Annotated in this window: 27 protein-coding genes; 14 read left to right on the top strand and 13 right to left on the bottom strand. The window is 63.4% G+C overall.

What is annotated here, in order from left to right; all coding sequences use genetic code 11:
• Positions 1-120 precede the first annotated feature (120 nt).
• Positions 121-1,014, bottom strand: a complete 894-nt coding sequence (locus Q0L57_RS01720; protein WP_296736869.1) for a branched-chain amino acid aminotransferase — start codon at positions 1,012-1,014, stop codon at positions 121-123.
• Positions 1,015-1,274: 260 nt separating this feature from the next.
• Between Q0L57_RS01720 and Q0L57_RS01715 the strand changes: the two genes are divergently transcribed.
• The 4 genes from Q0L57_RS01715 (at position 1,275) to Q0L57_RS01700 (ending at position 5,206) form a co-directional block, all read left to right on the top strand.
• Entirely contained in the window at positions 1,275-1,808 is a 534-nt protein-coding gene (locus Q0L57_RS01715) for a MarR family transcriptional regulator (RefSeq protein ID WP_296736866.1), read from the top strand.
• A complete protein-coding gene (locus tag Q0L57_RS01710; protein ID WP_296736864.1) occupies positions 1,795-2,514 on the top strand; it encodes a response regulator transcription factor in 720 nt (239 codons plus the stop codon). Before Q0L57_RS01715 ends, Q0L57_RS01710 begins: the two co-directional genes overlap by 14 nt.
• Before the next feature lie 49 nt (positions 2,515-2,563).
• Positions 2,564-3,979 carry an ATP-binding protein gene (locus Q0L57_RS01705; RefSeq protein ID WP_296736861.1) on the top strand — a complete coding sequence of 472 codons (1,416 nt, stop codon included), beginning with the start codon at positions 2,564-2,566 and terminating at the stop codon, positions 3,977-3,979.
• Positions 3,980-4,183: 204 nt separating this feature from the next.
• Positions 4,184-5,206, top strand: coding sequence for a glycosyltransferase family 1 protein (locus Q0L57_RS01700; protein WP_296736859.1), 1,023 nt, complete (start codon positions 4,184-4,186; stop codon positions 5,204-5,206).
• Positions 5,207-5,226: 20 nt separating this feature from the next.
• On the opposite strand, the gene Q0L57_RS01695 is transcribed toward Q0L57_RS01700, so the two are convergent.
• From Q0L57_RS01695 to Q0L57_RS01675, 5 genes are all read right to left on the bottom strand, one after another.
• The gene (locus tag Q0L57_RS01695; RefSeq protein ID WP_296736856.1) at positions 5,227-6,276 is read right to left on the bottom strand and encodes a LacI family DNA-binding transcriptional regulator; all 1,050 of its coding nucleotides are present in this window, start codon (positions 6,274-6,276) and stop codon (positions 5,227-5,229) included.
• Positions 6,277-6,371: 95 nt separating this feature from the next.
• Positions 6,372-7,223, bottom strand: coding sequence for an ABC transporter permease (locus Q0L57_RS01690; RefSeq protein WP_296736853.1), 852 nt, complete (start codon positions 7,221-7,223; stop codon positions 6,372-6,374).
• On the bottom strand, positions 7,216-8,004 hold the full coding sequence (locus Q0L57_RS01685; RefSeq protein ID WP_296736850.1) for an ABC transporter ATP-binding protein: 789 nt from the start codon (positions 8,002-8,004) through the stop codon (positions 7,216-7,218). Before Q0L57_RS01685 ends, Q0L57_RS01690 begins: the two co-directional genes overlap by 8 nt.
• A gap of 12 nt (positions 8,005-8,016) precedes the next feature.
• A complete protein-coding gene (locus tag Q0L57_RS01680) occupies positions 8,017-8,730 on the bottom strand; it encodes a M24 family metallopeptidase (RefSeq protein WP_296736846.1) in 714 nt (237 codons plus the stop codon).
• A gap of 9 nt (positions 8,731-8,739) precedes the next feature.
• A complete protein-coding gene (locus Q0L57_RS01675; protein WP_296736843.1) occupies positions 8,740-9,732 on the bottom strand; it encodes an ABC transporter substrate-binding protein in 993 nt (330 codons plus the stop codon).
• 219 nt (positions 9,733-9,951) lie between these two features.
• Here Q0L57_RS01675 and Q0L57_RS01670 point away from each other — a divergent pair, with 219 nt between their 5' ends.
• The 3 genes from Q0L57_RS01670 to Q0L57_RS01660 all read left to right on the top strand — a co-directional run bounded on the left by Q0L57_RS01670 (position 9,952) and on the right by Q0L57_RS01660 (position 12,829).
• Complete coding sequence (locus tag Q0L57_RS01670; protein ID WP_296736840.1) at positions 9,952-10,734, top strand: glutamine amidotransferase; 783 nt, start codon at positions 9,952-9,954, stop codon at positions 10,732-10,734.
• 74 nt (positions 10,735-10,808) lie between these two features.
• Positions 10,809-11,693, top strand: coding sequence for a nitrilase family protein (locus Q0L57_RS01665; protein ID WP_296736835.1), 885 nt, complete (start codon positions 10,809-10,811; stop codon positions 11,691-11,693).
• Positions 11,693-12,829, top strand: a complete 1,137-nt coding sequence (locus Q0L57_RS01660) for a M20 family metallopeptidase (RefSeq protein ID WP_296736832.1) — start codon at positions 11,693-11,695, stop codon at positions 12,827-12,829. Before Q0L57_RS01665 ends, Q0L57_RS01660 begins: the two co-directional genes overlap by 1 nt.
• Positions 12,830-12,860: 31 nt before the next feature.
• Here the strand turns inward: Q0L57_RS01660 and Q0L57_RS01655 are convergent, their stop codons facing one another.
• From Q0L57_RS01655 to Q0L57_RS01645, 3 genes are all read right to left on the bottom strand, one after another.
• A complete protein-coding gene (locus Q0L57_RS01655) occupies positions 12,861-13,220 on the bottom strand; it encodes a tRNA-binding protein (RefSeq protein ID WP_296736829.1) in 360 nt (119 codons plus the stop codon).
• An 18-nt stretch (positions 13,221-13,238) separates the two neighbouring features.
• Positions 13,239-13,739: a YbjN domain-containing protein gene (locus Q0L57_RS01650; protein WP_296736827.1), complete on the bottom strand. Its 501-nt coding sequence runs from the start codon at positions 13,737-13,739 to the stop codon at positions 13,239-13,241.
• Between the two features lie 322 nt (positions 13,740-14,061).
• Entirely contained in the window at positions 14,062-14,364 is a 303-nt protein-coding gene (locus Q0L57_RS01645; RefSeq protein WP_296736824.1) for an accessory factor UbiK family protein, read from the bottom strand.
• 212 nt (positions 14,365-14,576) lie between these two features.
• On the opposite strand from Q0L57_RS01645, the gene lgt reads away from it, so the two are divergent.
• The 6 genes from lgt (at position 14,577) to Q0L57_RS01615 (ending at position 20,335) form a co-directional block, all read left to right on the top strand.
• A complete protein-coding gene (lgt, locus tag Q0L57_RS01640; protein WP_296736823.1) occupies positions 14,577-15,434 on the top strand; it encodes a prolipoprotein diacylglyceryl transferase in 858 nt (285 codons plus the stop codon).
• The gene (locus Q0L57_RS01635; protein ID WP_296736820.1) at positions 15,431-16,498 is read left to right on the top strand and encodes a class I SAM-dependent methyltransferase; all 1,068 of its coding nucleotides are present in this window, start codon (positions 15,431-15,433) and stop codon (positions 16,496-16,498) included. The genes lgt and Q0L57_RS01635 overlap by 4 nt, the downstream gene beginning before the upstream one ends.
• Before the next feature lie 88 nt (positions 16,499-16,586).
• Positions 16,587-17,375, top strand: a complete 789-nt coding sequence (gene pgeF, locus Q0L57_RS01630; RefSeq protein ID WP_296736818.1) for a peptidoglycan editing factor PgeF — start codon at positions 16,587-16,589, stop codon at positions 17,373-17,375.
• A complete protein-coding gene (locus Q0L57_RS01625; protein WP_296736816.1) occupies positions 17,375-18,526 on the top strand; it encodes a Xaa-Pro peptidase family protein in 1,152 nt (383 codons plus the stop codon). Before pgeF ends, Q0L57_RS01625 begins: the two co-directional genes overlap by 1 nt.
• A 54-nt stretch (positions 18,527-18,580) precedes the next feature.
• Entirely contained in the window at positions 18,581-19,201 is a 621-nt protein-coding gene (locus Q0L57_RS01620) for a hypothetical protein (RefSeq protein ID WP_296736814.1), read from the top strand.
• A gap of 198 nt (positions 19,202-19,399) precedes the next feature.
• On the top strand, positions 19,400-20,335 hold the full coding sequence (locus Q0L57_RS01615; RefSeq protein ID WP_296736812.1) for a ribose-phosphate pyrophosphokinase: 936 nt from the start codon (positions 19,400-19,402) through the stop codon (positions 20,333-20,335).
• Here Q0L57_RS01615 and Q0L57_RS01610 read toward each other — a convergent pair.
• Entirely contained in the window at positions 20,332-21,216 is an 885-nt protein-coding gene (locus tag Q0L57_RS01610; RefSeq protein WP_296736809.1) for a helix-turn-helix transcriptional regulator, read from the bottom strand. The genes Q0L57_RS01615 and Q0L57_RS01610 overlap by 4 nt on opposite strands.
• A 111-nt stretch (positions 21,217-21,327) precedes the next feature.
• On the opposite strand from Q0L57_RS01610, the gene Q0L57_RS01605 reads away from it, so the two are divergent.
• Positions 21,328-22,557, top strand: coding sequence for an MFS transporter (locus Q0L57_RS01605; RefSeq protein WP_296736806.1), 1,230 nt, complete (start codon positions 21,328-21,330; stop codon positions 22,555-22,557).
• Positions 22,558-22,625: 68 nt separating this feature from the next.
• Here the strand turns inward: Q0L57_RS01605 and Q0L57_RS01600 are convergent, their stop codons facing one another.
• The 3 genes from Q0L57_RS01600 to Q0L57_RS01590 form a co-directional block, all read right to left on the bottom strand.
• The gene (locus Q0L57_RS01600) at positions 22,626-23,585 is read right to left on the bottom strand and encodes an AraC family transcriptional regulator (protein WP_296736804.1); all 960 of its coding nucleotides are present in this window, start codon (positions 23,583-23,585) and stop codon (positions 22,626-22,628) included.
• A 121-nt stretch (positions 23,586-23,706) separates the two neighbouring features.
• On the bottom strand, positions 23,707-24,342 hold the full coding sequence (locus tag Q0L57_RS01595; RefSeq protein WP_296736802.1) for a response regulator transcription factor: 636 nt from the start codon (positions 24,340-24,342) through the stop codon (positions 23,707-23,709).
• Positions 24,339-25,273, bottom strand: a 935-nt coding sequence (locus Q0L57_RS01590) for a sensor histidine kinase (RefSeq protein ID WP_296736799.1), incomplete at its 5' end; no start/stop codon positions are given. The genes Q0L57_RS01590 and Q0L57_RS01595, both read right to left, overlap by 4 nt.

Here is a 25,273-nt window from a genome sequence, read left to right as displayed (position 1 = left end):
CCTCCCGGGGCCGACGTCAACATGAGACGCCGAATCCGGGGAAAGTCAAATGCGCGCGCGCTTAAATAAAAGGGGCGGCCCGAAAACCGCCCCCACTGCATAAAAAAGCTGTGACTATCGTTATTCTGCGGCGATCGCGTGCTTTGGTTGCACTGCAGCAGAATAGTCGTTCATCAATGTCTTGGCGATCTCGCCGACCTCGAATCGGTATGGGCCGATCTCCGAGACCGGTGTGACTTCGGCCGCCGTGCCGGTGAGGAAACATTGCTCGAAGCCCTCGAGTTCCTCCGGCATGATGGCGCGCTCGATCACCTCGAAGCCACGGTCCTTGGCAAGGCCAATCACCGTGCGGCGGGTGATGCCGTCGAGGAAACAATCCGGCGTCGGCGTATGGATCTTGCCATCCTTGACGAAGAAGATATTGGCGCCGGTGGCTTCCGCCACCTGGCCGCGCCAGTCGAGCATCATGGCGTCGGCATAGCCTTTCGCCTCGGCGGCATGCTTCGACAAGGTGCAGATCATGTAAAGGCCGGCGGCCTTCGACTTCGACGGCGCGGTGCGCGGGTCGGGCCGGCGCCATTCCGCCAGGTCCAGGCGGATGCCTTTCAGCTTCTGCGCCGGATCGAAATAGCTCGGCCACTGCCAGATGGCGATGGCGCAGTTGATGCGGTTGTTCTGCGCCGAAACGCCCATCTGCTCGCTGCCGCGCCACGCGATCGGCCGCACGTAGGCGTCCTGGAAACCCTGCTTTTTCAGAAGCGTGCGGCAGGCCTCATCGATCTCGGCTACCGAATAGGGAATCCTGAACCCGAGCAGGCGCGCCGATTCATGCAGGCGTTCATTGTGCTCGGTGAGCTTGAAGATCTGGCCGCCATAAGCGCGCTCGCCCTCGAAGACCGCGCTGGCATAGTGCAGGCCGTGCGTCAGGACATGGATTTTGGCGTCAGCCCATTTGACGAACTCGCCGTTCATCCAGATGAAGCCGTCCAACTGGTCAAAAGGAACGGATGCCATGGGAACCTCCCGCGGGCGATTGCCCGCATATCGTTGTTATCAATAGCGTTTCATGTCAGCCACGCCACGAGGTCCGCGACGTTGGCCGTGACCACGAAGCGTAGGCGGATATTCAACCTGTGGCAAACTCAGGAAGTTCCGGAAAAACGGTTTCCGCTTGCCTTTTCGTTCGCAATCCGCCGAAAAGCTTGTCAAAAATTATCATTGCGCGAAAATTACGTCAACAATACTGACGTAATTCCGTTTCGCATGGAGAAGAAATGATCGAACGCAGCCACTCGACCGGGAAACCGATCAGGACGGCGATCACCGAAGAGGACGGCATCGACTTCGCCATCATCGAACTGTTTTTCTTCGCTTATCGCGATTTCACCTCCGATCCCGACCAGATCCTCGCCGACTATGGCTTCGGCCGCGCCCACCATCGCGTCCTGCACTTCGTCAACCGCAGGCCGGGCCTGACGGTTGCCGAATTGCTCGATGTGCTCAAGATCACCAAGCAGAGCCTGGCACGGGTGCTGAAGCAATTGATCGACACCGATCACATCGTCCAGTTGCAGGGCCCTCGCGACCGGCGGCAGCGCGAGCTCTACCCGACCGCCAAGGGCCGGGCGCTGGCGCTGGCGCTGGCGCGGCCACAGTCGCGCCGCATCCGTGCTGCATTGGAGGATTCGGGAGCCGTCGAACGCTCCACGATCGAACGGTTCCTGGAGGCAATGGTCAATCCGGAACTAAGAGCGCAGATCGACATTGTGCCTGCGCAAACATCGGGGAAGAACCATGGAGACCATTGAGAAGGTTGATCAACCGGCGGCGCCCGATGACGACGCGCCGCATCTTTTGGTTGTCGATGACGACACGCGCATCCGCAATCTGCTCAAGCAGTATCTGTCCGAGAACGGCTTTCGCGTCACCGTTGCCGGCAATTCGAACGAGGCGCGGCGCAAGCTCGCCGGGCTCGACTTCGACCTGCTGGTTCTCGACGTGATGATGCCCGGCGAGACCGGCGTCGACCTCACCAAGGCGCTGCGCGCCGAGAAGAACGTGCCGATCCTGATGCTGACGGCGCTGTCCGAGACCGACAGCCGCATCACCGGGCTGGAGGCGGGCGCCGACGACTATCTGCCGAAGCCCTTCGACCCGCGCGAGCTCATCCTGCGCATCAACAACATCTTGCGCCGCGGCGGCCCGGCGGTGACGCCCAAGGTCGAGCAGTTGGTGTTCGGACCCTACACTTTCCAGATCGCCAAGCGCGAATTGAAACGCGGCGGCGAGGCGCTGAAACTGACCGACCGCGAGCAGGAGATCCTGGCGATCTTCGCCGCGCGGGCGGGCGAGACGATCCCCCGCCACGAGCTCGTCGGCGATGAATCGGATGTCGGCGAGCGCACCATCGATGTGCAGATCAACCGGCTGCGCCGCAAGATCGAGCGCGATCCGTCCAATCCAGTGTGGCTACAGACGGTGCGAGGTATTGGGTATCGGCTCAGCGTGGAATAAAATGTCCCCGATGGGCCTTTGCTGAACGGCCATCGACGACGGAAGGCGAATGGCGACCACGCAACTGGAACAGCCGAAAGGAGGCGGCCTCGGCGATCTCGCGATGCGGACGCTGAGGGCGATGCCGCGCGCCTGGAACAGGTTCTGGCGCCTGGTCGCGCTTTACATGCCGAAGCGGCTCTACGCCCGCTCGCTGATCATCGTCATCGCGCCGATGATCCTGCTGCAGTCGGTCGTCGCCTTCGTCTTCATGGAACGCCACTGGCAGACCGTCACCCAGCGCCTGTCGCAGGCGACCGTGCGCGACATCGCCGCCATCATCGACATGATGGAGACCTATCCGCACGACGCCGACTACGCCAACATCATCCGTATCGCCCAGGACCGCATGCAGCTGAAGGTCGATCTGCTGCCGCCCGATCCGCTGCCGCCACCCGGGCCTAAGCCATTCTTCTCGATCCTCGACGAGGCGCTGTCGTCGGAGATCACCCGGCAGATCAACCGCCCGTTCTGGATCGACACGGTCGGCAACTCCAACATAGTCGAGGTCCGTGTCCAGCTGGAAGGCAAGGTGCTGCGCGTCTTCGTCCGCCGCAGCCAGGCCTATGCCTCGAACACGCATATCTTTTTGATCTGGATGGTCGGCACCTCGCTCGTGCTCTTGATGATCGCCATCCCCTTCCTGCGCAACCAGATAAGGCCGATCCTGACGCTCGCCGAGGCCGCCGAAAGCTTCGGCAAGGGCCGCCCTATGCCGCGCGATTTCCGCCCGCGTGGCGCGGAGGAAGTGCGTCGCGCCGGGTTCGCCTTCATCCAGATGCGCGAGCGCATCGAGCGCCAGATCGAGCAGCGCACCGCCATGCTGACCGGTGTCAGCCACGACCTCAGGACCATCCTCACCCGCTTCAAGCTGCAGCTGGCGCTGGCAGGCGGCAAGGCCGAAACCAAGGCCGCGCTCAACCAGGACATCGACGACATGCAGTCGATGCTGGAAGGCTATCTGGCTTTTGCCCGTGGCGAGGCGGCGGAGGACACCGGCCGCTTCGATCTCGATGCCTATTTCCAGAAGCTCGGCGAGGAAGCGCAATTGCGCAAATGCAGGCTGTCGACCACGCTGACCGGCGATCCGACGGTGCATGTGCGCCCCAACGCCTTTGCCCGGCTGTTGTCCAACGTCATCGGCAACGCCTTTCGTTACGCCAAGACCGTCGAGGTCAGCGCCAATCACGGCCGCGGCTCGCTCACCGTCATCATCGACGATGACGGACCCGGCATCGCGCCCGACAAGCGGGAAGAGGTCTTCAAGCCGTTCCTGCGCCTCGACGAAGCGCGCAACCTGGATTCCAGCGGCACCGGCCTCGGCCTGTCGATCGCCCGCGACATCGCGCGCAGCCATGGCGGCGATATCAATCTCGAGGACAGCCCGCGAGGCGGCCTGCGCGCGGTCATCAAGGTCCCTGCGTAAATCGCGACAGGCCGGCCTTCATGCGCCCGTCATGAAACCATGATCAAGAGCGCGCATGAAGCGCGCGACCCTTATAGATTCGGCCCTGCCGCCCCGCTTCGATCCAGTGCCCGCAAGGGTTCGCTGGACCGATGCGAGAGCCGCGGGCTGGTCGCCGTTCCGCCATCGTGCCAACGCGTTCAAGAACCTTTCCAAAGGATCGGCATGCGCATCCTGATGGTCACCGACGCATGGCGGCCGCAGGTCAACGGCGTCGTCCACACGCTGGAACGGCTGACCGAAGCGCTGAAATCCTTCGACGTCGACGTCGACTTCCTCACCCCGAACCTCTTCCGCACCTTGCCCCTGCCGACCTATCCCGACATCCGCCTGGCGCTGACGACGCCGGGTCATGTCGCGCGGCTGATAGATGCGCGCAAGGCCGACCACATCCACATCGTTACCGAAGGGCCGCTGGGCATCATGGCGCGCCGCTACTGCCGCAAAGTGGGCCGCCCCTTCACCACCAGCTATCACACGCGCTTTCCCGAATATCTCAGCGCCCGCGTGCCGGTGCCGGAGAGCTGGGCCTACAATTGGCTGCGCGACTTCCACAATTCCGGGCAAGGCACGCTGGTCGCCACGCAGTCGCTGGCGGACGATCTCGCCTCGCGCGGCTTCAACAAGCTGCGGCCGTGGACGCGCGGCGTCGACACCGATCATTTCCGGCCGGACAAGCGCAAGGATACGAGCTTTCCCCGTCCCGTCTTCCTCTGCGTCGGTCGCGTCGCGATCGAAAAGAACCTGACCGCGTTTCTGGACCTCGATCTGCCGGGCAGCAAGGTTCTGGTCGGTGAGGGACCGGAGCTGGCAAAACTCAAGACGCGCTATCCGAACGTCCACTTCCTCGGCCACCGACCCAACGACGAGCTGGCGGAGATCTATGCATCGGCAGATGTCTTCGTCTTTCCAAGCCGCACCGACACTTTCGGCAACGTCATCATCGAGTCGCTGGCAAGCGGGACGCCGGTCGCCGCCTATCCCGTGACCGGGCCGATCGACATCGTCGGCGACGGCGTCGGCGGGGCGGTGTCGCAAGATTTGCGCGAGGCCGCGCTGAAGGCGCTTGAAGTCGACCGCGCCGAAGCCCGCCAGCGCGCCATGCGCTACAGCTGGAAAGCCTGCGCTGAAATGTTCCTCGACACGGTCGGGGAAGCGCTGGGAACGCCGCGCAAGCTGGCGGCCTGAAAGGCTCTACCCGGCGCGAGCTATGCCCGGGGAGCTATCCTCGCCACCGAGTCGCGTATCCGCACCGAAGTCTGGAAATAGGTGGTGGATGGCGGCTCCTCGCGGACGCCGGTCCGGAAAAGCAGCAGTTCGGCCGCTGCGCGTCCCATCTCCATTCCAGGTTGGGCAACGCTGGACAGCGACGGCAGCAGGAATTCGGCCGCTGAGATATCGTCAAAGCCGGTGATGCTGAGCCGACCGGGAATGGCGATGTCGCTCTCGCGGCAATAGCGCATCACGCCCATGGCCATGAGGTCGTTGGCGCTCAAGATCGCCGTCGGCCAGTTCTCCTTGGGTCCCGAAAGGAGCTGGCCCGCGGCGAGGTAGCCGGAACGCTCGCTGTAGTCGCCGGCGACATAGGGGACGACGTCGGGATCCAGTCCCGCGGCGGCGATCGACTCCCGAAAACCCGCCAGGCGCTGTTCGCTGGTCCATAGCCGCGACGGCCCGCCGACGATGGCAAGGTGGCGATGGCCGCAGTCGAGCACATGGCGGGCGATCGCACGAGCGCCGGCAAGGTTGTTGGAGCTGACGAACGGCACGTCCATCCCTGGCAGCACCTCGTCGACGAAGACGACCAGCCCTGCCCTGGCGAGTTCGAGAAGCGAGGGGCTGGGCAGGCCGGAACCGCTCAGATAGATGACGCCGCCCAGGCGCTGGGTGCGCAGGATGCGGGCGAAATACTCCTCGCGTTCGGTCTTCGACCAGGTGGCGCACAGCACGAGCAGGATGTCGTTGTTGCCAATGCCGCGCTGCACGCCCTCAGCTACGTCGGCGAAGAACGGGTTCTGCAGATCGGGAACGACGAAGCCTATCGAGGAGATGCGTCCGTGCTTGAGGCTGCGGGCCGCGTTGTTAGGCTCGAAGCCGAGCTCCGCGATCAGCCGCAGCACATGGCGCCTGGTGTCCTCGGCGACCTGCCCTCGGTCGTTTATAACGGCGCTGACCGTGCCGATCGAAACGCCAGCCTCCCGCGCAACGTCCCGGATCGTCGGGCGGCCGTTGCGAGGGGCTTTCGTGCCGAGGGTCATGTCCGCGGGGCGTCCTGGTTCTGGAGCGTGATCGTTTCACAGAAACGATGACGCTCCCTCTCTCTGTTTGACGCAATTCCTAACGGAAAACCGCTTCACACTTTTCCTGGAATTGCTCTGGCTTTGGGTAACGGTGACGGATCTCGCCAGTAGGTTCGCGACCAGGCACGCGCTTTCGAAGACGACTTCCAAGGGGTTAACAGATACTCCGCCAGCACGACAAGTAGAAAGCTGACGACGCCCAGCACCGCAAGGAAGGCAATCGCTGAAAAAGTTCCGGCGGTGTTCAGCCGCGAATTCGCCTGCAGCAGGTAGGCGCCGAGCCCGCCGCTGGTCGACGCGGTCCATTCGGCGATCACCGCGCCGGTGACGCTGAACGTCGCCGAAAGCTTGAGTGCCGAAAACAGCGGCGAATAGGTCGCCGGCAGTTTGACGTGCCTGAAGGTGTTCATCTTCGAGGCGCCCATCGAGCGCACCAGATTGAGCACGTCGCGATCAACGGAAGCGAGGCCGTCGAGCACGTTGACCACCACCGGGAAGAAGACAACCAGAGCCACGATGACCAGCTTGGGCGCAAGGCCGAAGCCAAGCCAGATGGTCAGCGCCGCCGAGATGGCGACGACTGGGATGGCCTGGCTGGCGATCAGCACGGGATAGAGCACGCCGCGCACCGAGCTCGAGGCGTCCATCATCACCGCGAAGACGAAACCGGAACCGGCGCCGACGATGAAGCCAAGAAGGAATTCGAAGAAGGTGATGCCGAAGCCGTTGAGCAGCGCCTGCCAGTCGGACTGGATGTGCGCCAGAACCTGCATGGGCGAAGGCATCACGTAGCGCGGGATCTGGAAGGCCGAGACCAGGAAGGCCCAAAGCGCCACGACGAGCACCAGCGCGATCACAGGATAGGCCACCTGCAAGACGGTGTTTCGCGAAATCCCGTTAGCCATGGGCGGCCTCCGTTTCGAATGGATTGGCGGTGGTGCCATCCGAGTAGATCAGGTCGAGTATGTGCGCCTTGAGCCTGCTGAACTCCGGGCTGGTCAGACAAGACATCGGTCGCGGGCGTTCGATCGGCACCGGAAGGATTTCCCTGATGCGGCCCGGCCGTGGTGTCATCACCACGACACGGTCGGCCAGCAGCACCGCCTCGTCTATGTCGTGGGTAACGAAGACGATGGTGCGCTTTTCCTGCGCCCAGACGCTGAGCAGCCATTGCTGCATGGACAGCCGCGTCTGCGAGTCCAGCGCGCCGAACGGCTCGTCGAGCAGCATCACGTCGTGATGCATGGCCAAAGTTCGCATCAAGGCCACGCGCTGGCGCATGCCGCCGGACAGCGCCGACGGATAATGGTTGATGAAATCGCCGAGACCGTAGCGCCGTGCCAGCGCCACCCCTTCGGCGCGCTGGGCCATGCTGGCGCCGCCCTTGAGGATGGCGCCCAGCACGATGTTGTCGATGACGGTGCGCCAAGGCAGAAGCAGGTCCTTCTGCAGCATGTAGCCGACATGGCCGGCGCGGCCGGAAACATCCTTGCCGTCGATCTTCACCTTGCCTTCGGTCGGATTGAGGACGCCAGCGATGATGTTGAACATCGTGCTCTTGCCACAGCCCGAGGGGCCGACGACGGAGACGAATTCACCCGGCTGGATATCGAGATTGGTCGAGGCCAGCGCCTGGGTCTCGCCGAAGCGCTGGGAAATATTCTGGAGCGAAAGCTTGGCCGACATCAGGTCTCGATCCTAGAGCACAATGCAGCGTTCGCGGCCGAACCAGACTAGGTCCTCGACCTTGACCGCGATGTCGCCGCGGGCGGCAAACGGCTCGATCGCCCATGCGCCCCACATCGGCGTGGAATTTCCCGCGTCAATGAACTGGTGGAGATAGGCCGCGCCCGCGGTCAGAGAGTGGCCGATATTGGCGAGCAGGTCGAGCAGCACGAAGCCTTCCGCCACCAAGCGATCATGGGTCATACCGAACAGTTCGTTGGCCGGCATGCCTGGGCGGCATTTGGGCAGGATCTCGTAGTGGAGTTTCTCGAGGTCGCGCAGCGCCTGTTCCGCCTCGGGATAGTCGCCTACGACCTTGCAACGGGTACAATCGCCCCACGAACCGTCTGCGGTGATGGGATGCACGTCGACCATCAGCACGTCGCGCTCGGCGGCGGCCAGATCCGTTGGAGGGTTGGTCGGGAAACAGACCCTGGTGTTCTCGCCGAGGCCTATGTTGGTGATCGTCCAGACATGTTCGACGTCGTTGTCGATGAGGTAGGCGCTGACCGCCAGTTCGACGTCCTTCTCGGTTATGCTCGGCTTCACCGAAGCCAGGCCGGCCGCCGCCGCGCCCTTTGCGAGGGCCTGCGCCCTCACAAGTCCGGGTGGAGGAGAGTCCGAAACGTCGGGCCCGGGACGATAGGTCCATGCGGGTACGACGCGGTGAATTGCGGCGGCGGCCATAGGTGACTCCTACTGAAGGTACTGGTTCGTGTAGTAGGCGGACGACGCCAGCGGGGCGGCGACGACCTGGAACTTCTTCAGGGCGGTGAGCAGCGAGACCCAGTCGGCATCGTTCATGACCATCAGGTCCGGCCCCATCTCACCGAACAGCGGAACGGTGTCCTTCCACTGCTGGGTGATGAACTTCTCGTCATAGGCCTTGGAATAGAGTTCCGTGAAGGCGGCAATGCCTTCGTCCGGATGCGCGGCGGCATATTCTATGCTCTTCTTCGTGGCGCGCAGGAAGGCCTTGGCCACGTCGGGGTTGGCCTTCAGCCAGTCGTCATTGCCGGCGATCATGAAGATCGGCGTATTCGGCACTCCGTGGTCCGTGGCCGCGATGAATTCCGCCTTCTCGTCGCCCGTGGTGAACATTTCCGTGCCCTCGGCATTGGTGATGCCGGTGATGGCGTCGACCTTCTTCTGCAGCAGCAGCGGGACCGTGTCGTCGCTGGCGGCGACGGTGTTGACGTCGTCGAGCTTGAGGCCGGCATCGGCGAGCATCATGGTGAGCTGCGCCTTCGTCCAGGCGTCGTTGTAGATGCCGATCGTCTTGCCCTTCAGCTCTGGAACCTTCAGCGGCGAGCCTTGAGCGCTTAATATGCCCCAGTTGTTGCCGCGTCCGTAGCGGGCGATAGCGGTGACCGGCGCCTCCTGCTCCTTTGCGAAGATCACGTCCATCACGGTGGTGAAGGCGACCTGGGCCCTGCCGGTACCAAGGAACTTCATGGTGTCGGCGACCGTCGGCGGAACGACAATCTCGAGGTCGATCCCCTCCTCCGCATAGAAGCCCTTCTTGTTCCCGAGGATCCACGGCACCCAGAAACCGTCCGGCGTCGGCCACTCCTGGATGAAGGTGAGCTTGGTCAGATCCTTGGCATTCGCGGGGGCGATCGCGATCCCCAACGTGCTGATGGCCGCGACCAGCGCGGCGGCCGTGAAACTGCGCCTTGTGAATGTCATGTCTGTGTTCTCCTCTTATCGAGATTTTTGGTTTTTGAAACTCGGCGCATTGATCCTGAACCGGTTCAGACATTTCTGTCAATGGGGAAAAATTTCGTCACACCCCTATTGCAAAACAAGACAACAGGCGGCAGTTTGTTTATCTGAAACGGTTCAGAAAGTATGTTGCGAGCCTATTCGCGAACAGCCTAGCGTATTGCCATGAAGGAGATTCCGGTCGTGTCGAATGAAAGAAAGAAGGTGCTGCTGGTCGGAGAGACCTGGCTGAGCGCGGCGACCCACTTCAAGGGCTTCGACCAATTCGGCAGTGTCACCTTTCATTCAGGGGCAGCGCCCCTGACCAAGGCGCTCGAGGGCAGCGAATTCGAGCTCACCCATATGCCCGCCCATGAGGCGGTGGAAAAGCTTCCGTTCGACCTCGACGGGCTGAATGCCTACGACGCCATCCTGCTGTCCGACATCGGCGCGAACTCCCTGTTGCTGCATCCCGATGTCTGGCTTCACGGCAAGCCCGTGGCGAACCGGCTGAAGCTTCTGAAGCAGTGGACGGAGGCCGGCGGTGGTCTCGGCATGATCGGCGGCTACTTCTCCTTCCAGGGCATTGACGGACGCGCCCGCTGGCATCGCACGCCGGTTGAGGACGTGCTACCGGTCACCTGCCTGCCGCACGACGACCGGCTTGAGATTCCCGAGGGCTTCAGCGCCGTCGTCGAAACGAAGTCCGGCCATCCGATCCTCGCCGGGCTCGACGGCCAGTGGCCAATCCTGCTTGGCGCCAACGAGGTGAAGGTCAGACAGGCCGAGGGCGTCGAATTGCTCGCCAGTCTGCCGCAGGAAATGGGCGGACATCCGCTGCTGGTCACGGGCAGCTACGGCAAGGGCCGCACCTTCGCCTGGACATCGGATCTCAGCCCGCACTGGCTGCCGGCATCCTTCTATGAATGGCCGGGCTATGCAACGCTCTGGCGCAACGTGCTCGGCTGGCTGACGAAGGCCGGTTGACCGGCTTAAAGTTCGACTTCGGAAAGAAAGCCAGGCGGCAAGTCTCGCCGTCCTGGCGTCGCGAGGGAAGGAAAATGCGGATGACGAGCCACGTTCGGGAAGCGGAAGTCACAGTCGCCTGCATTCAGATGGAGCCGCGCTTCGGCGAGACCGCAGCGAATGTCGCAAAGTCGGTGGCGCTGATCGAAAGCGCGGCGCGGCAAGGCGCGGAACTGATCGTACTGCCGGAACTCTGCAACACCGGCTACGTCTTTCAAACCCGTGCGGAAGCCCGTGCCCTGGCCGAGGAGATACCGGACGGCCCGACGACCAGGGCCTGGATGGAGGCTGCCGCCAGGCTCGGTGTCCATATCGTCGCCGGCATCACCGAGCGTGCGGGCAACGATTTGTTCAACACAGCGGCGATCATCGGCCCGGACGGATTGATCGGCCGCTACCGCAAAATGCATCTCTGGGCCGACGAGGCGCTGTACTTCTCGCCGGGCGATCTGGGCTTCCCGGTCTTCGACACGCCTCTCGGCCGCATCGGCTGCCATATCTGCTACGATTGCTGGTTCCCGGAAAGTTTCAGGCTCGCGGCATTGCAGGGCGCCGAAATCCTTTGTGTTCCGACCAATTGGGTCCCGATTCCTGGTCAGGATCCGAAGCGGGAGGCCATGGCCAACATCATCGTCATGGCGGCGGCGCACTCCAATTCGGTGTTTGTCGCCGCGGCGGACCGCGTCGGTACAGAGCGCGGCCAGCCCTTCATCGGCCAGAGCCTGATCGTAAGCCACACCGGCTGGCCGATCGCTGGGCCGGCGAGCCCCGACGGTGAGGAGATCCTGATCGCCAAGGCCAACCTTGCCGACGCCCGCCGCAAGCGCAACTGGAACGCCTTCAACCAGGCGCTGCGCGACCGCCGCACCGACGCCTATGCCGAAATGCTCGGCAGCAACCACAAGCGCGGCTGGTATTGATGGGCGCGATGCAAATCGACCCTGTCGCGTTGACGCAACAACTGGTTCGCCTGGACACGCGCAACCCTCCAGGTCACGAGCTCGACTGCATCGTCCTGGTGGCTGACCTGCTCGCCGGCCACGGCTTCGACACCGCCATTCAGGAATTCGGCCCGAAGAGGGCAAATCTGGTTGCTCGGATAAAGCCCCGCTCCGGCAGCGTGAAGCCGATCATGTTCACCGGCCATGTCGACACGGTGCCGTTCGGCCACGCGGACTGGTCATATGATCCGCTCGGCGCCGAGATCGTCGAGGGCAGGCTCTACGGGCGCGGCTCTTCCGACATGAAGGCCGGCGTTGCTGCGATCGTCGCGGCCGCCATCGCCGAAATCGAGTTCTTGCGGGAGACCAGCGGCGTTACCATCGTGATCACCGGTGGCGAGGAAACTGGATGCGAAGGCGCATCGGCGCTGGTGGCGGATCGGATGCTCGGCGAGACCGGCCTGCTGGTGGTCGCCGAACCAACGGCCAACGAGATGCTTGCCGGGCACAAGGGCGCGCTCTGGATGAAAGCATGCTGCCACGGCCGCGCCGCGCATGGCGCCATGCCGCATCTCGGCGACAACGCAATCTACAGGATTGCGGATGCGGCCTTGAAACTGAAGGCCTTCGAGTTCAACGAAACCCGCCATCCGGTGATGGGCCAGGCCACGCTCAATGTCGGCACCGTCGGCGGTGGCGCCAACATCAACTCGGTTCCCGATTATGCCGAGCTGACCATCGATGTGCGCACTCTGCCTGGCATGAGGCACGACAAGGTGCTCGACCAGCTTGCGTTCACGCTTGGAGTCGACTGCGAACTCGCTCCGCTCGTCGATCTCGCGGCAGTGTGGACGGATCCGGTCAGGCCGGAAATGCGTCGCTTTCAGCACTCGCATTTTGCCGCCACGGGTTTTGCCGCAGACATCAAGACCGCGAACTACTTTACCGACGCGTCCATCCTCACACCGGCGCTGGGAAATATCGATACGGTGATCTGCGGACCGGGAGAGCCTTCGATGGCCCATAAGACCGATGAATATTGTGAGGTCGCCAGGATCGCCGAGGCCTGCCAAATCTATAGGATGGCGATCAAGTCCTATTCCGAGCAGCTGTGAAAACCGGGCCGCTTCGCAGCGTCTTCGCGGATCAGAACAGGCGGCCGCCGTCCGGAACCTTGCGCTCGATGGCGCCGAGCACGACGTCGCCCTCCTGATCCGGGAATCCGAGCGTCAGCACTTCCGACATGAACGGGCCGATCTGACGCGGCGGGAAATTGACCACCGCGAAGACCTGCCGGCCGACCAACGTCTCCGGCGCATAATATTTGGTGATCTGCGCCGATGACTTCTTCACGCCGATGACCGGGCCGAAATCGATCTTGAGCTTGAACGCCGGCTTGCGCGCTTCCGGAAACGGCTCGGCCTCGACGATCGTGCCGGCACGGATGTCGACACGATCGAAATCGGCAAAGCTGATCTCGGGCTTTCGCTCTTTGCTGGAACTCATTGGCGATACCAGTGGCGTTCAGGCGTTTCCGTGCGTCTCGAAGAGCACGCTCGAGAGCGCATCCTTGGCTGACGTGCCCGACCAGACGACGAACTGGAAGGCCTGGAAGTAGCATTCGCAGGCTTCGAGCGCGGACGACAGCAGCACCTCGACCTGCTGGCTCGACGGCTCGACCCCACCAGCGAGCAGCAGCGACTGCCTAAACATGATCGCGCCCTCCTGCTCCCACAGGTCGAAATGACCGAACAGCAGCTGTTCGTTGATCAGGGACAACAGCCGCATCACTTCGAGCGCACGCGTCTCGGGCACCTTGATGTCGAAGGCGCAGGCCAGATGCAATGCCTCGAAATCCTCCATCCAGGAGAAGGAGACATGGTAGTCGGTCCAGCTGCCGGTCACCGAAATCGAAATCTCGTCGTCGCCGGCGCGTTCGAAGGACCAGTCATTGTTGTGGGCCACCTGTTCGATGACATCCACCGGGTGGATTTCGCGGGATAATTCGAGTTCGAGGAGTTCCATGAATGCTTCCTGTCGTTCTGAGAGCGCCGCCACACGCTCCGCGAGAGAGGGCACGCACAACGAACAATCTTGTCTAGAACTCGGACGGCCAGGACTTTCCAAACGCAAAGACCCCAACCGGACCCCACCGCCCGGCGCATGATCCTGCTTCGAATCATGCAACAAATTCAGTCTATTGATCGGGAGTCGCGTGAACAGCCCAATTTTTCGCACTGCGTCATTCGCATGTGGAAAGGCGCTGTCACGAAGATTCATGCAACGCTGGTAAGGGATTCACGGCAAAGCGATTTTTCGGGTCGCGCTTTGTGGAAAAGTTTAATGATTATTTTTTCGTGCGGGGCTTCGCAGCAGCCTCAGGTGCGGCCGGTCCGGTCAATTCGGCAAGCTTCGCCTCGAGGGCCTCGACGCGCGCCGCGAGCTGGACGTTGTCTTCCCGCGCCTTCACGGCCATCTCGCGGACCGCTTCGAATTCCTCGCGCTGCACCACGTCCATCGAGTTGAGCATGCGCTCCGCCTGGCCGCGGAAGGCAGTCTCCACTTCGCGCCGGACACCTTGCGCGGCGCCGGCGGCGTCGGTCATCAGCTTGGCGAATTCATCGAGAATGCGGTTCGGTCCGGTCGACATGGCAGATCCTCGCTTGCTCAATTTTGACGTAGTGGCGCGCGACGAGGATTGCAAGCGTGTCGCGATCTTCTGCGGCTTCTCGACATACCCGGGCTCACTGGCACTGGCCTGCCCGAAGCGGCCGAAAACCGCACCCGGCTCTGCCTTGACCCCGCCAAAACCCTGCCGCATGGTCCGCGCCCGACAGACGACCGCAACCGGGAGACCCCAGTTTGAGCGAATATTTCCTGCTGCCGCTGGCCTCCCTGCCCTTCCCCAACATCAATCCGGTCATCGTCCAGATCGGCCCGCTGGCCGTGCACTGGTATGGCGTCGGCTACATCGTCGGCATCCTCTTTGCCTGGTGGTACGCCAAGCGCCTCGTCACCACACCTCGCCTCTGGCCGGACGGCAACCTGCCGATGAAGCCGGAGGACCTCGACGATTTCATCGTCTGGGCGGCCATCGGCGTGGTGCTCGGCGGGCGGACCGGCTATGTGCTCTTCTACGATCTGCCGCGCTATATCGCGCATCCGCTCGACATCTTCGCCGTCTGGCAGGGCGGCATGTCGTTCCATGGCGGACTGCTTGGCGTGATCCTGGCCATGACGCTGTTTTCGTTCAACCGCAAGATTCGCACCTGGACGCTGTTCGACGTCGTCGCGGCCGGCGTGCCGGTCGGGCTGGGCCTCGTGCGCGTCGCCAACTTCATCAATTCGGAACTTTGGGGCAGGCCCTCGAACGTGCCTTGGGCAATCGAGTTTCCCAACGGCGGACCGTTCACCCGCCATCCCAGCCAGCTCTATGAAGCATTGCTTGAAGGGCTGGTGCTGTTCCTGGTGCTGCGTTTCCTCACTCACTCACGTCTCAAGCTGAAGACGCCGCGCTTCGTCGGTGGCGCCTTTATCTGCGGCTACGGGCTGTCGCGCATCTTCGTCGAGTTCTTCCGCGAGCCCGACCAGCAACTCGGCTATCTGCTTGGCACCAACTGGCTGACCATGGGCATGATCCTGTCCTCACCGATGGTGCTGGCCGGCATCTGGGCCATGGCCACCGCGAAGCCGCTGGCACAACAGCCCCAGGCGGCATGACCGGGCTGAAGGACCGCATCGCCGGCCTGATCGGCGCGGTTGGGCCGATCCCGGTCAGCGAATACATGGCGCTTTGCCTGTTCGATCCCGAGCACGGCTACTACACCACCAGAGAACCCTTTGGCGCGGCCGGCGATTTCATAACCGCGCCGGAGATCAGCCAGATGTTCGGCGAGCTCGTTGCGGTCTGGCTTTACCAGGCCTGGAACGACTCCGGCCGGCCTCAGCCTTCGACCTTTGCCGAGATCGGCCCCGGCCGCGGCACGCTGATGAAGGACATGCTGCGCACATGGTCGCGGCTCGACCCCACGCTGACGGCTGGCGCGTCTTTTGCGATGATCGAAACCAGCCCTCGCCTGGCCGAAATTCAAAAGCAAACGCTCAGCAGTCAGAGCGCAAGACTGGACTGGCACCAGACCATCGACACCCTGCCGAACCGACCGCTGTTCATCGTCGGCAATGAGCTGTTCGACGCAGTGCCCATCCGGCAGTTCGTGCATGCCGGCGCGGACTGGCGCGAACGCATGGTCGGGCTCGACGACGACGACAACCTCCAGTTCTTCGCCGGTGCCGGCTCCGTCGAAGCCGCACTGCTGCCCGATGACGCGACCGACGCGCCGCAAGGCGCGATCGCAGAGGTGGCGCCGGCGCGCACCGCCTTGATGTCGGCGATCGCCGGTCCCATCGCTGCCCGAGGCGGGGCGGGTCTGTTCATCGACTACGGCCATCTGCGGCCGGGTATCGGCGACACGTTGCAGGCCTTGCGCAAGCACGAACACGAGAATGTGCTGGCCAATCCCGGCGAAGCGGATCTCACCGCCCATGTCGATTTCGCCGCGCTCGCATCAGCCGTCAAAGCGCATGGCCTCGAAACGGAGCTGACCACCCAGGGCGAATTCCTGCTCGGCCTGGGCCTGCTCGAACGTGCCGGCTCCCTGGGCGCCAATGCCGACGGCCCGACACGGCAAGCCATTTCCGATGCCGTCGAACGTCTTGCCGGCCCTGATGCCATGGGCGAACTTTTCAAGGTCCTGAAGATCCGGTCCGTTTCGAAAAAGACCTGATGTCGTTCGACACGATCGCAGGCTGGTCCGGTTCCTTCTCCCAACTTCGCCTTGACGAAACCGTCCTGCGCGGTCGACAAACCCTACCATGCTGAATCAGACCAAGCCCGATCCAGTACGCTCACCGCTCCTTGAGAAGATGCCAGGCATCCGCCACGGCTATTTCACCCGCATCGGCGGCGTCTCCAGCGGCATCTACCAGGGGCTCAACACCGGCGCCGGCTCCGATGACGATCAGGCGCTGGTGGCCGAAAACCGGCGCCGTGTCGCCGACTGGATGGGCGTACCGGCAACTCATCTGCTCACCGCTCACCAGATTCATTCCCCGGATGTCATCGTCGCCAGGGAGCCGTTCGCTGGCCCGCGGCCTAAGGCCGACGCCATTGTCACCGACCGTCCGGGCATCGCCGTCGGCGCCTCGACCGCCGACTGCGGACCGGTTTTATTCGCCGACACCGAAGCACGCATCGTCGGCGCCGCGCATGCTGGCTGGAAAGGCGCGTTCACCGGCGTGCTCGAAAACACAATCGCCGCGATGGAAGGCCTCGGCGCCCGCCGCGACCGCATCGTCGCCGTGCTCGGCCCGTCGATCGGCCCGGCCAATTACGAGGTCGGGCCGGAATTCGTCGCCCGCTTTATCGAGGCCGAGGCCGGCAACGAACGCTACTTCAAGCCATCGGTGAACCCTGGGCATTCCATGTTCGACCTCAACCAATATACGGTCGACCGGCTCAGCAAGGCCGGCGTGACCGCCGAAGGCCTTGGCCGCTGCACTTACGCGGAAGAAGACCTTTTCTATTCCTATCGGCGCACAACCCACCGCAAGGAAGCGGATTACGGGCGCCAGGTTTCAGCAATCGTGTTGGAGAAAGAATAATGGCGCTGCATTTCGAACGTTCGGAATTCGACGCGCGGCGTGACAGGCTGCTCATCGAGATGGCCGAAAAGAAGCTCGACGCCGTGCTCCTGTTCGCGCAGGAAAGCATGTACTGGCTGACCGGCTACGACACCTTCGGCTTCTGCTTCTTCCAATGCCTGGTGGTGAAGGCCGACGGCTCGATGGTGCTGCTGACCCGCTCGGCCGATCTCAGGCAGGCGCGCCACACTTCGACCATCGACAACATCGTGCTGTGGACCGATCGCAACGGCGCCAACCCGGCGGTCGACCTGCGCAACCTGCTCAACGACCTCGATCTGCTCGGCGCCCGCATCGGCGTCGAATACGACACCCATGGGCTCACTGCCTACAACGGCCGCCGCGTCGACGAGCAATTGCAGACTTTCGGCCAGATCGCCGATGCTTCGGGCATCGTCGGCCGACTGCGCCTGTTCAAGAGCCCGGCCGAGATCGTCAAGGCGGAGAAGGCGGCAAGCCTTGCCGACGACGCGCTCGATGCGGCCTTGCCGCTGATCAAGCAGGGCGGCGACGAGGGATTGATCCTCGCCGCCATGCAAGGCGCCGTCTTTGCCGGAGGCGGCGACTATCCGGCAAACGAATTCATCATCGGCTCGGGCGCCGATGCCCTGCTCTGCCGTTACAAGGCCGGACGCCGCAAGCTCACCAAGAACGACCAGCTGACGCTCGAATGGGCAGGCGTCTTCCACCACTATCACGCCGCCATGATGCGCACCGTTTTGACGGGCAAAGTCTCCAAGCGCCATCAGGAACTGTTCGACGCTGCCCGCGCCGCATTGCTTGCGGTTGAGAAGGCGATGACGCCCGGCAATACTTTCGGCGACGTCTTCGACGCCCATGCCCGCACGCTCGAGGCGCACAATCTGACCAAGCACCGGCTGAATGCCTGTGGCTATTCGCTCGGCGCCCGTTTCACGCCGTCCTGGATGGACATGCCGATGTTCTATCAGGGCAATCCCGAGCCGATCGCGCCGAACATGACGCTGTTCGCCCATATGATCATCATGGACTCCGAAACGGAGACCGCTATGACGCTCGGGCGCACCTACCTCACGACGGAGTCGGCGCCGAAGCCGCTATCGCGCCATGATCTCGACTTGATCGTGCAGTGAATCCATAATGGCAGGTTCACGCGGGGGCGTTCGCCACTAGGGAGTTTCGGGCAAATGAGACGATCGCGGGTGACGACCGTGTCATTGCTTGCGGCGCTGTTGCTCGCTGCCTGCACAAACGCCAAGGATGTCCTCGATCCTTCCGCCGTCAAGCCGCCCGCGAGCTCGGCCCAGGCTTTGCCGGCTACTCAGGCCACGTCGGCCGCCACATCCCAGACGACGACTTCGCCGGCTCCCATTGCGGCGCCGGCAGCGCCGGCAGCTTCGGCACCCGCGACGCCGGCCCAGATCGCCGCGCTTGCCAGGACCCGGCTGCAGGTGGCGCCGATCGTCGGCGCCTCAGTGGAAGCCGCGGCACCCTTGACCGCCGAATTGCAGACGCGCGCCAAGCAGCGCGGCCTGACGCTTGTCGGCAGCACCGACCAGACGGCGACACATGTGTTGAAGGGCTATTTTTCAACGATGACGGAGGGCAAGGACACCACCGTCATCTATGTCTGGGATATCTACGACCCCTCGGGCAATCGCCTCCACCGCATCAACGGCCAGCAGAAATCACCGTCCACCGGCAGCGGCGAAGGGTGGCCGGCAGTCGCGCCGGCGACCATGCAGGCAATCGCGGACCAGACGATCGACCAGTTCGCCGCCTGGCTCGGCAGCGGCGGCGCGGGCTAGGGCGATTCCGAGGAATGTGCGTGGCGGTCTTTCCGTCCGGAACTGTTGCCGGCTTGCGATGCCGTTGACGTTTTGTTGCGCCCGGCTGAAGGATTCCCGATCACGGAGGCTTGCAATACCGGCACGGGCCGCTAAAAGCCCGCTTAAAAGGCTCATGAGAGTCTCTCCGGCCTCTCTCTCCTTCGCCAGGAACGGTGCATGAAGCTTTTCGCGGGCAATTCCAACAGGGTGCTGGCCGAGGCGGTCGCTCGCTATCTGAACATCCCGCTGGGGAAGGCCAGCGTCAGGCGCTTCGCCGATCAGGAAATCTTCGTCGAGATCCAGGAAAACGTGCGCGGCGAGGATGTCTTCATCCTGCAGTCGACCTCTTATCCGACCAACGACCATCTGATGGAACTGCTCATCATGATGGACGCCTTCATGCGCTCATCGGCGCGGCGCATCACGGCGGTCATCCCCTATTTCGGCTATGCCAGGCAGGACCGTCGCGCCTCCGGCCGCACGCCGATCTCGGCCAAGCTCGTCGCCAACATGATCACCCGTGCCGGGGCGGACCGTGTGCTGACGCTCGACCTGCACGCCGGCCAAATCCAGGGCTTCTTCGATATCCCGACCGACAATCTGTTCTCGGTGCCGGTGATGGCCCGCGACGTGAAGGCGAAGTACAAGCAGCTCGGCAACGTCGTCGTGGTGTCGCCCGACATCGGCGGCGTGGTGCGGGCGCGCGCGCTTGCGAAACGCTTCGACGCGCAACTGGCCATCGTCGACAAGCGCCGCGAGCGTCCCGGCGAATCCGAGGTCATGAACATCATCGGCGCGGTCGCCGGCAAGGACTGCCTCTTGATCGACGACATCGTCGATTCCGGCGGCACGCTCTGCAACGCGGCCGACGCGCTCCTCGCCAACGGCGCCACCAGCGTCACGGCCTACATCACCCATGGCGTGCTCTCGGGCGGAGCTGTCGCCCGCATCAGCGGCTCGAAGCTCCAGGAACTGGTGATCACCGATTCCATCCAGCCGACGCAGGGCGTGCTCGACGCGCCCAACATCCGCGTCATCTCGATCGCCGACCTGTTGGGCGAAGCAATCTCGCGCACCGCGACGGAAGAGTCGGTCTCCAGCCTGTTCGATTAAGGCGCCGCGTTCTCCACGCGAACCGGGGCGCTCGAGCGCCTTACACCCTCGCCTGCCTCGCGCGCGCCGCGCATGTAGTCGCGCGGCGAGGCACCAAGCATGCGCTTGAACATGGTGATGAAGGCCGGCACGCTGTCGTAGCCGAGATCGAGCGCCACCCTGGTGATGGGCTCTCCGTCGGCCAACCTGGGCAGCGCCGCGAACAGGCAAGCCTGCTGGCGCCATGTCGACAGCGAGAGCCCGGTCTGGCGATGGAAGGTGCGGGTGAAGGAGCGCCGGCTCATGCCGGCAGCATCCGCCCATTCGTCGATCGTGGCGTGCGGCGAAGGCGCGGCCACGAAACGCCGGCAAAGTGCCGCCAGCTTTGCGTCCCCCGGGAAAGGCAGGCCGAGCGGCCGCTCCGGCAGGTTCGGGATCTCGTGCAGCAGCAACCCCATGATCAGCCCGCCGCGCCCTTCGAGCTCGCCGCCTTGCGGAAGCTTCTCGGATTCCACGATCAGGCTGTGCATAAGTTCCGTGATGCCGACGACCCGCAGGCCTTCCGGCAGGCCGGCAATGGCATCCGGCATGACATAGACCGAGCGCATAGAGACATCGCCCAGCATCTCGACGGAATGCTCGGTGCCGGCCGGTATCCACATGGCGTGGTCGGGGGGCACCATCCAGCGGCCATGCTTGGTCGTCACCAGAACGACGCCGACCAGCGCATGCAGCAGCTGGCTGCGGCTGTGGCGATGCCGCGGCACATGATAGCCGTCCGGATATTCGGTCGGCAGCGCCACCGCGGGGCCGACCGCCTGCTCCAGCCACTGCCAGCGGCTTTCATGCAACCGGCCGAGATCGGCGGCGCTGCCCCTGAAGATTTCCCGGCCATGCGGCATCGATGTGGCCCACTTGCGAAACTATTGGACCAAACCACGAAAGAAGTCGCTTGGCAATGAGCCTATAAGGCGGCCTGCGGTTCGCCGCCAAAAAGACCACGGAGCATTGCCTTGACTGATACGACCGCCACCTCCGTCGCCGCGCCGGCGACGGCAAGCAACACCTCGGCTCAAGCGACGGCTTTCGCCGTCATCCTTTCGGTGAGCTTCTGCCACGGCATCAACGATATCATGCAGTCGCTGCTGCCGGCGATCTATCCACTGCTCAAGAGCAATTACGGCCTCGATTTCTGGCAGATCGGCCTCCTGACCTTCACTTTCCAGGTGACGGCCTCGCTGCTGCAGCCGGTGATCGGCATGGTCACCGATAAGCGACCCATGCCCTATTCCCTGCCCTGGGGCATGGCCTCGTCACTGGTCGGGCTGGTGGTGCTTGCTCACGCCGGCCACTACTGGCTGCTGCTGATCGGCGCCTCGCTGATCGGCATCGGCTCCGCAGTCTTCCATCCGGAATCCTCGCGCATCGCCCGCTTCGCCTCGGGCGGACGCTTTGGCCTCGCGCAATCGCTGTTCCAGGTCGGCGGCAATTTCGGTCAGTCCATGGGCCCCCTGCTTGCCGCCTTCATCGTCGTGCCGTTCGGCCAGACCAGCATTTCCTGGTTCACCATCGGCTCGCTGATCGGCATCGTCGTCTTGTGGCGCGTCGGCGGCTGGTACAGCCGACAGCGCGCCGCCCAGGCGAGCCGCAAGCAGGCCGCGCATGTCTCGCCCTTCCCGCGCAAGAAGGTGATGGGCGCGCTCGCCGTGCTGACGCTGCTGGTGCTGACCAAGAACGCCTATATCGCCTCGCTCTCCAGCTACTACACCTTCTACGCCATCCATAAATTCGGCGTTTCGGTGCAGATGAGCCAGGTGATGCTGTTCCTGTTCCTTGGCGCCTCGGCGCTGGGCATCCTGCTCGGCGGCCCGTTCGGCGACCGCTATGGACAGAAGGCGATGATCTGGTTCTCGATCGTCGGCGTGCTGCCTTTCACGATCGCCCTGCCCTACGCCAACCTTGAATGGACGATGGTGCTGACAGTGCTGATCGGCCTGATCCTGTCGTCAGCCTTCTCCAACATAGTCGTCTTCGCGCAGGAGCTGGTACCGGGCCGCGTCGGCATGATCGCCGGCATCTTCTTCGGCTTCGCCTTCGGCATGGGCGGCATCGCCGCCGCCGTGCTCGGCGTCATCGCCGACATGAAAGGCATCGATTTCGTCTACCAGATCTGCTCCTACCTGCCGTTCCTTGGCCTGCTGACGGTGTTCCTGCCGAACATGAGGGAAGCGAGGAAGGCCTGACTGGATAACTGGAACCGGCGAACGAGCCTGTTGGAGCATTCAGGGCGGCGGCCAAACCGCCGCCCTTTTCAGTGGTTCTTTCGCCACGCGCCGGGCGAAACGCCGGTGATCTTGCGGAAAGCGCGCGAAAAATGGCTCTGGTCGGCAAATCCGCTGGCAAGCGCCACGGCTGCCAGGCCGTCGCCTGTTTTGACAAGCAGCTCCTGCGCCCGCCGGACCTTGGCGGCAAGATACCAGCGATGCGGCGCCATGCCGGTGGACGTCTTGAAGGCACGGCTGAAATAGGCCTCGGAAAGTCCGGTCATCCCCGCGAGGTCGCTCAGGACGACGGCGTTGGGCAGGCTCCGTTCCATGACCGCGACCACGCGGGCGAGTTGCGCGGGCGCAAGCCCACCCCGTTTCTCGCGCGGCCTGTTGGTCCGAAACAGGTTGTAGGAAATCGCGAGTGCAAGACTGTCGCCGTAGGCGCGGCTGTCTGCATAGGCGCCGCAACAGGCATCCGCGAGCAGCTCGGCAAGCGTGAGGATGCGATTGTCCCTGAACATCACGCGCGGTGCGAAGCACGTCGCGAGGTCGAAGGCGTCGCCAAAGCACGCCCCGAGCACAGGAAGATCGAAGTCGATGATCACCCGGCGAATGTAGTGAAACCGTTGGGCAACCTGCCAGAGAGGTGTGTCGGCAGGAACGAAGGTGAGATGATTTGCTGTCTGGAACCCGGCGGCGCCGGAATTCGCCGGGCAATACGGCGAGAGCAGTATCTCCGCATGGCCGCCGATCTGCTCCAGTATCGCGGTCAGACGCGGCTTTTTTGACCGAAGATCCTCGGGATGCCGGCCGGGTCCATGAAGGTCGGCGATCTCGACAGTGACCCCGGTCAGCGACCGCACGCGGCTCTCTTGCAGAGCGGCAATGTCGGGAACCACCGCCTGGCCCGCGGCCGCCTTATTGAAACGATCAATCGCTCGACCGGTCACCCGCTTCTCCCGAGGGGTAACGCATCCTGCCCCTGCGGCGACAGGATGCGCCATGCAGGTTGCTGGCGAAATTGATGAGGCGAAGGAAATTCAGATGCACCTAACGGACTGGCGTGGCCTCGTTCCTTCGAACGATCGACTTGCGCGGTGTGCGGTGTCCGGCGGTCGCAAGCCGTCAGAGCTGGACCAGACCGCGGCGGCTGGCGACGGCGATTGCCTCGGTCCGACTGAGAACGTTCAGCTTGGTAAAGATGCTGCGCAGATGCGACTTCACCGTAGTCTCGCTGATATGCAGGCTAAGGCCGATCTCCTTGTTGCCCTTGCCTTGCGCCAACAGGGTCAGCACATGCATCTCGCGGCCGGTCAGTTCCTCACTGCTGACGGCGGCCGCGAGCTTTGCCACCAGCAGCGAGGGGATGCAGGTCTCGCCGGCATGCACCCTACGGATGCAGTCGAGCAGATCCTCGCGCTGCGCATCCTTCATCAGGTAGCCTCGCGCGCCGGCCTTGATGGCGCGCGAGATCTCATGGTCGGTGTCGAATGTGGTCAGCACGACGATGCGCGCCGAAGGATCTATCTGGCGGATCTCTATCATGGCGCCGACACCGTCGAGCACGGGCATGCGCAGGTCGAGCAGCACGACATCGGGGCGATGCTGCCGCCAGAGATCGGCCGCGTCGCGACCGGTTGCGGCTTCGGCGACCACGACCATGTCCGGCTGACGGCCAACGATTGCCGTCAAGCCTTCGCGCACCGTCACATGATCGTCGGCTATCAGCACTCGAATCTGGCCAGCTGGCGTATCGGTCATGATGGTCGAGCCTCTTGCGAAGGCAAGGTGATGCGCACCGCAGTGCCGCTTGCCTGAGAGCTTTGAACGATCAGCCCTCCACCCATTCCCTCAACGCGTTCCCTGATTCCGAGCAGGCCGTATCCGTCATTCTTGCTCGAAGGATCGAAGCCGCGCCCATTATCGTGCAGGTCGAAGCAAACCTCCTCCGGCAGAAATATCAGCTTCGCCGTAAAGCGCGTCGCCTGCGCATGGCGCAGGCTATTGGTCATTATCTCCTGGCCGATGTGAAAGAGATTCTCCTCCCATTCCGACGGCAACGGACGCGGCGCGCCAAGCATGGTGAATTGCGCTTTCAGTCCGGTTCCTGCCGTCATTTTGGCGAACAACGTATCGAGCGCCCCACTGAGATTGCTAGCGTCCAGAGCCTCTGGGCGCAGCGCCTGGACGGAGCGACGGGCCTCATTGAGGCTCTCGCGAGCGAGATTGCGCGCGCGGTTGAGATGCTCGCCGGCTTCTCTCGGAAGTCCCTGCTGGTTCGCATCCTCGGCGGCCTCCAGCTGAACGATCACGCCGGTGAATCCCTGGGCAAGGGTGTCATGAATGTCCCGCGCGATACGGTTGCGCTCGGCAATCACCGCCGTCTCGCGGCTTTGCGCCGACAGGCGGGCAACCTGGATCATCAGCATGGCCTGGTTGGCAAGCGCCTGGGCCAGATCGATCTCTTCTGCGCCGAACTGACGCTTCTCGACGAAGCGAAGGCCGATCGCGCCTTCAAGACTGCCGGCAACGAACATCGGCACCAGCAAAACCGTCACGATGCCCATGGGCAGCAGGCGGTCGCGCAAGGCAAAGGCCGGGACATTGCGGATGTCTTCGATCAGGCTGGGCTTGCCAGTGCGAAAGACCTCCGGCCATGGCCAGCGCTCTTCCATCGGCAGCCACATGTCCA

Origin of the sequence: Mesorhizobium sp. (genome assembly GCF_024509055.1) — a bacterium.
In the GTDB taxonomy this organism is placed as follows: Bacteria; Pseudomonadota; Alphaproteobacteria; order Rhizobiales; family Rhizobiaceae; genus Mesorhizobium.
Note: the sequence above shows the minus strand (reverse complement) of the source record. Positions and strands in the feature narration are given on the sequence as shown.

Coding starts and splice junctions, on each gene's coding strand:
- Q0L57_RS01600 (WP_296736804.1), bottom strand. CDS start 23,585: ATGGCGCATCCTGTCGCCGCAGGGGCAGGATGCGTTACCCCTCGGGAG.
- Q0L57_RS01665 (WP_296736835.1), top strand. CDS start 10,809: ATGCGGATGACGAGCCACGTTCGGGAAGCGGAAGTCACAGTCGCCTGC.
- Q0L57_RS01700 (WP_296736859.1), top strand. CDS start 4,184: ATGCGCATCCTGATGGTCACCGACGCATGGCGGCCGCAGGTCAACGGC.
- Q0L57_RS01660 (WP_296736832.1), top strand. CDS start 11,693: ATGGGCGCGATGCAAATCGACCCTGTCGCGTTGACGCAACAACTGGTT.
- Q0L57_RS01615 (WP_296736812.1), top strand. CDS start 19,400: ATGAAGCTTTTCGCGGGCAATTCCAACAGGGTGCTGGCCGAGGCGGTC.
- Q0L57_RS01655 (WP_296736829.1), bottom strand. CDS start 13,220: ATGAGTTCCAGCAAAGAGCGAAAGCCCGAGATCAGCTTTGCCGATTTC.
- Q0L57_RS01695 (WP_296736856.1), bottom strand. CDS start 6,276: ATGACCCTCGGCACGAAAGCCCCTCGCAACGGCCGCCCGACGATCCGG.
- pgeF (WP_296736818.1), top strand. CDS start 16,587: ATGCTGAATCAGACCAAGCCCGATCCAGTACGCTCACCGCTCCTTGAG.
- Q0L57_RS01720 (WP_296736869.1), bottom strand. CDS start 1,014: ATGGCATCCGTTCCTTTTGACCAGTTGGACGGCTTCATCTGGATGAAC.
- Q0L57_RS01710 (WP_296736864.1), top strand. CDS start 1,795: ATGGAGACCATTGAGAAGGTTGATCAACCGGCGGCGCCCGATGACGAC.
- Q0L57_RS01675 (WP_296736843.1), bottom strand. CDS start 9,732: ATGACATTCACAAGGCGCAGTTTCACGGCCGCCGCGCTGGTCGCGGCC.
- Q0L57_RS01635 (WP_296736820.1), top strand. CDS start 15,431: ATGACCGGGCTGAAGGACCGCATCGCCGGCCTGATCGGCGCGGTTGGG.
- Q0L57_RS01625 (WP_296736816.1), top strand. CDS start 17,375: ATGGCGCTGCATTTCGAACGTTCGGAATTCGACGCGCGGCGTGACAGG.
- Q0L57_RS01595 (WP_296736802.1), bottom strand. CDS start 24,342: ATGACCGATACGCCAGCTGGCCAGATTCGAGTGCTGATAGCCGACGAT.
- Q0L57_RS01715 (WP_296736866.1), top strand. CDS start 1,275: ATGATCGAACGCAGCCACTCGACCGGGAAACCGATCAGGACGGCGATC.
- Q0L57_RS01690 (WP_296736853.1), bottom strand. CDS start 7,223: ATGGCTAACGGGATTTCGCGAAACACCGTCTTGCAGGTGGCCTATCCT.
- Q0L57_RS01680 (WP_296736846.1), bottom strand. CDS start 8,730: ATGGCCGCCGCCGCAATTCACCGCGTCGTACCCGCATGGACCTATCGT.
- Q0L57_RS01620 (WP_296736814.1), top strand. CDS start 18,581: ATGAGACGATCGCGGGTGACGACCGTGTCATTGCTTGCGGCGCTGTTG.
- Q0L57_RS01610 (WP_296736809.1), bottom strand. CDS start 21,216: ATGCCGCATGGCCGGGAAATCTTCAGGGGCAGCGCCGCCGATCTCGGC.
- Q0L57_RS01705 (WP_296736861.1), top strand. CDS start 2,564: ATGGCGACCACGCAACTGGAACAGCCGAAAGGAGGCGGCCTCGGCGAT.
- Q0L57_RS01645 (WP_296736824.1), bottom strand. CDS start 14,364: ATGTCGACCGGACCGAACCGCATTCTCGATGAATTCGCCAAGCTGATG.
- Q0L57_RS01685 (WP_296736850.1), bottom strand. CDS start 8,004: ATGTCGGCCAAGCTTTCGCTCCAGAATATTTCCCAGCGCTTCGGCGAG.
- Q0L57_RS01650 (WP_296736827.1), bottom strand. CDS start 13,739: ATGGAACTCCTCGAACTCGAATTATCCCGCGAAATCCACCCGGTGGAT.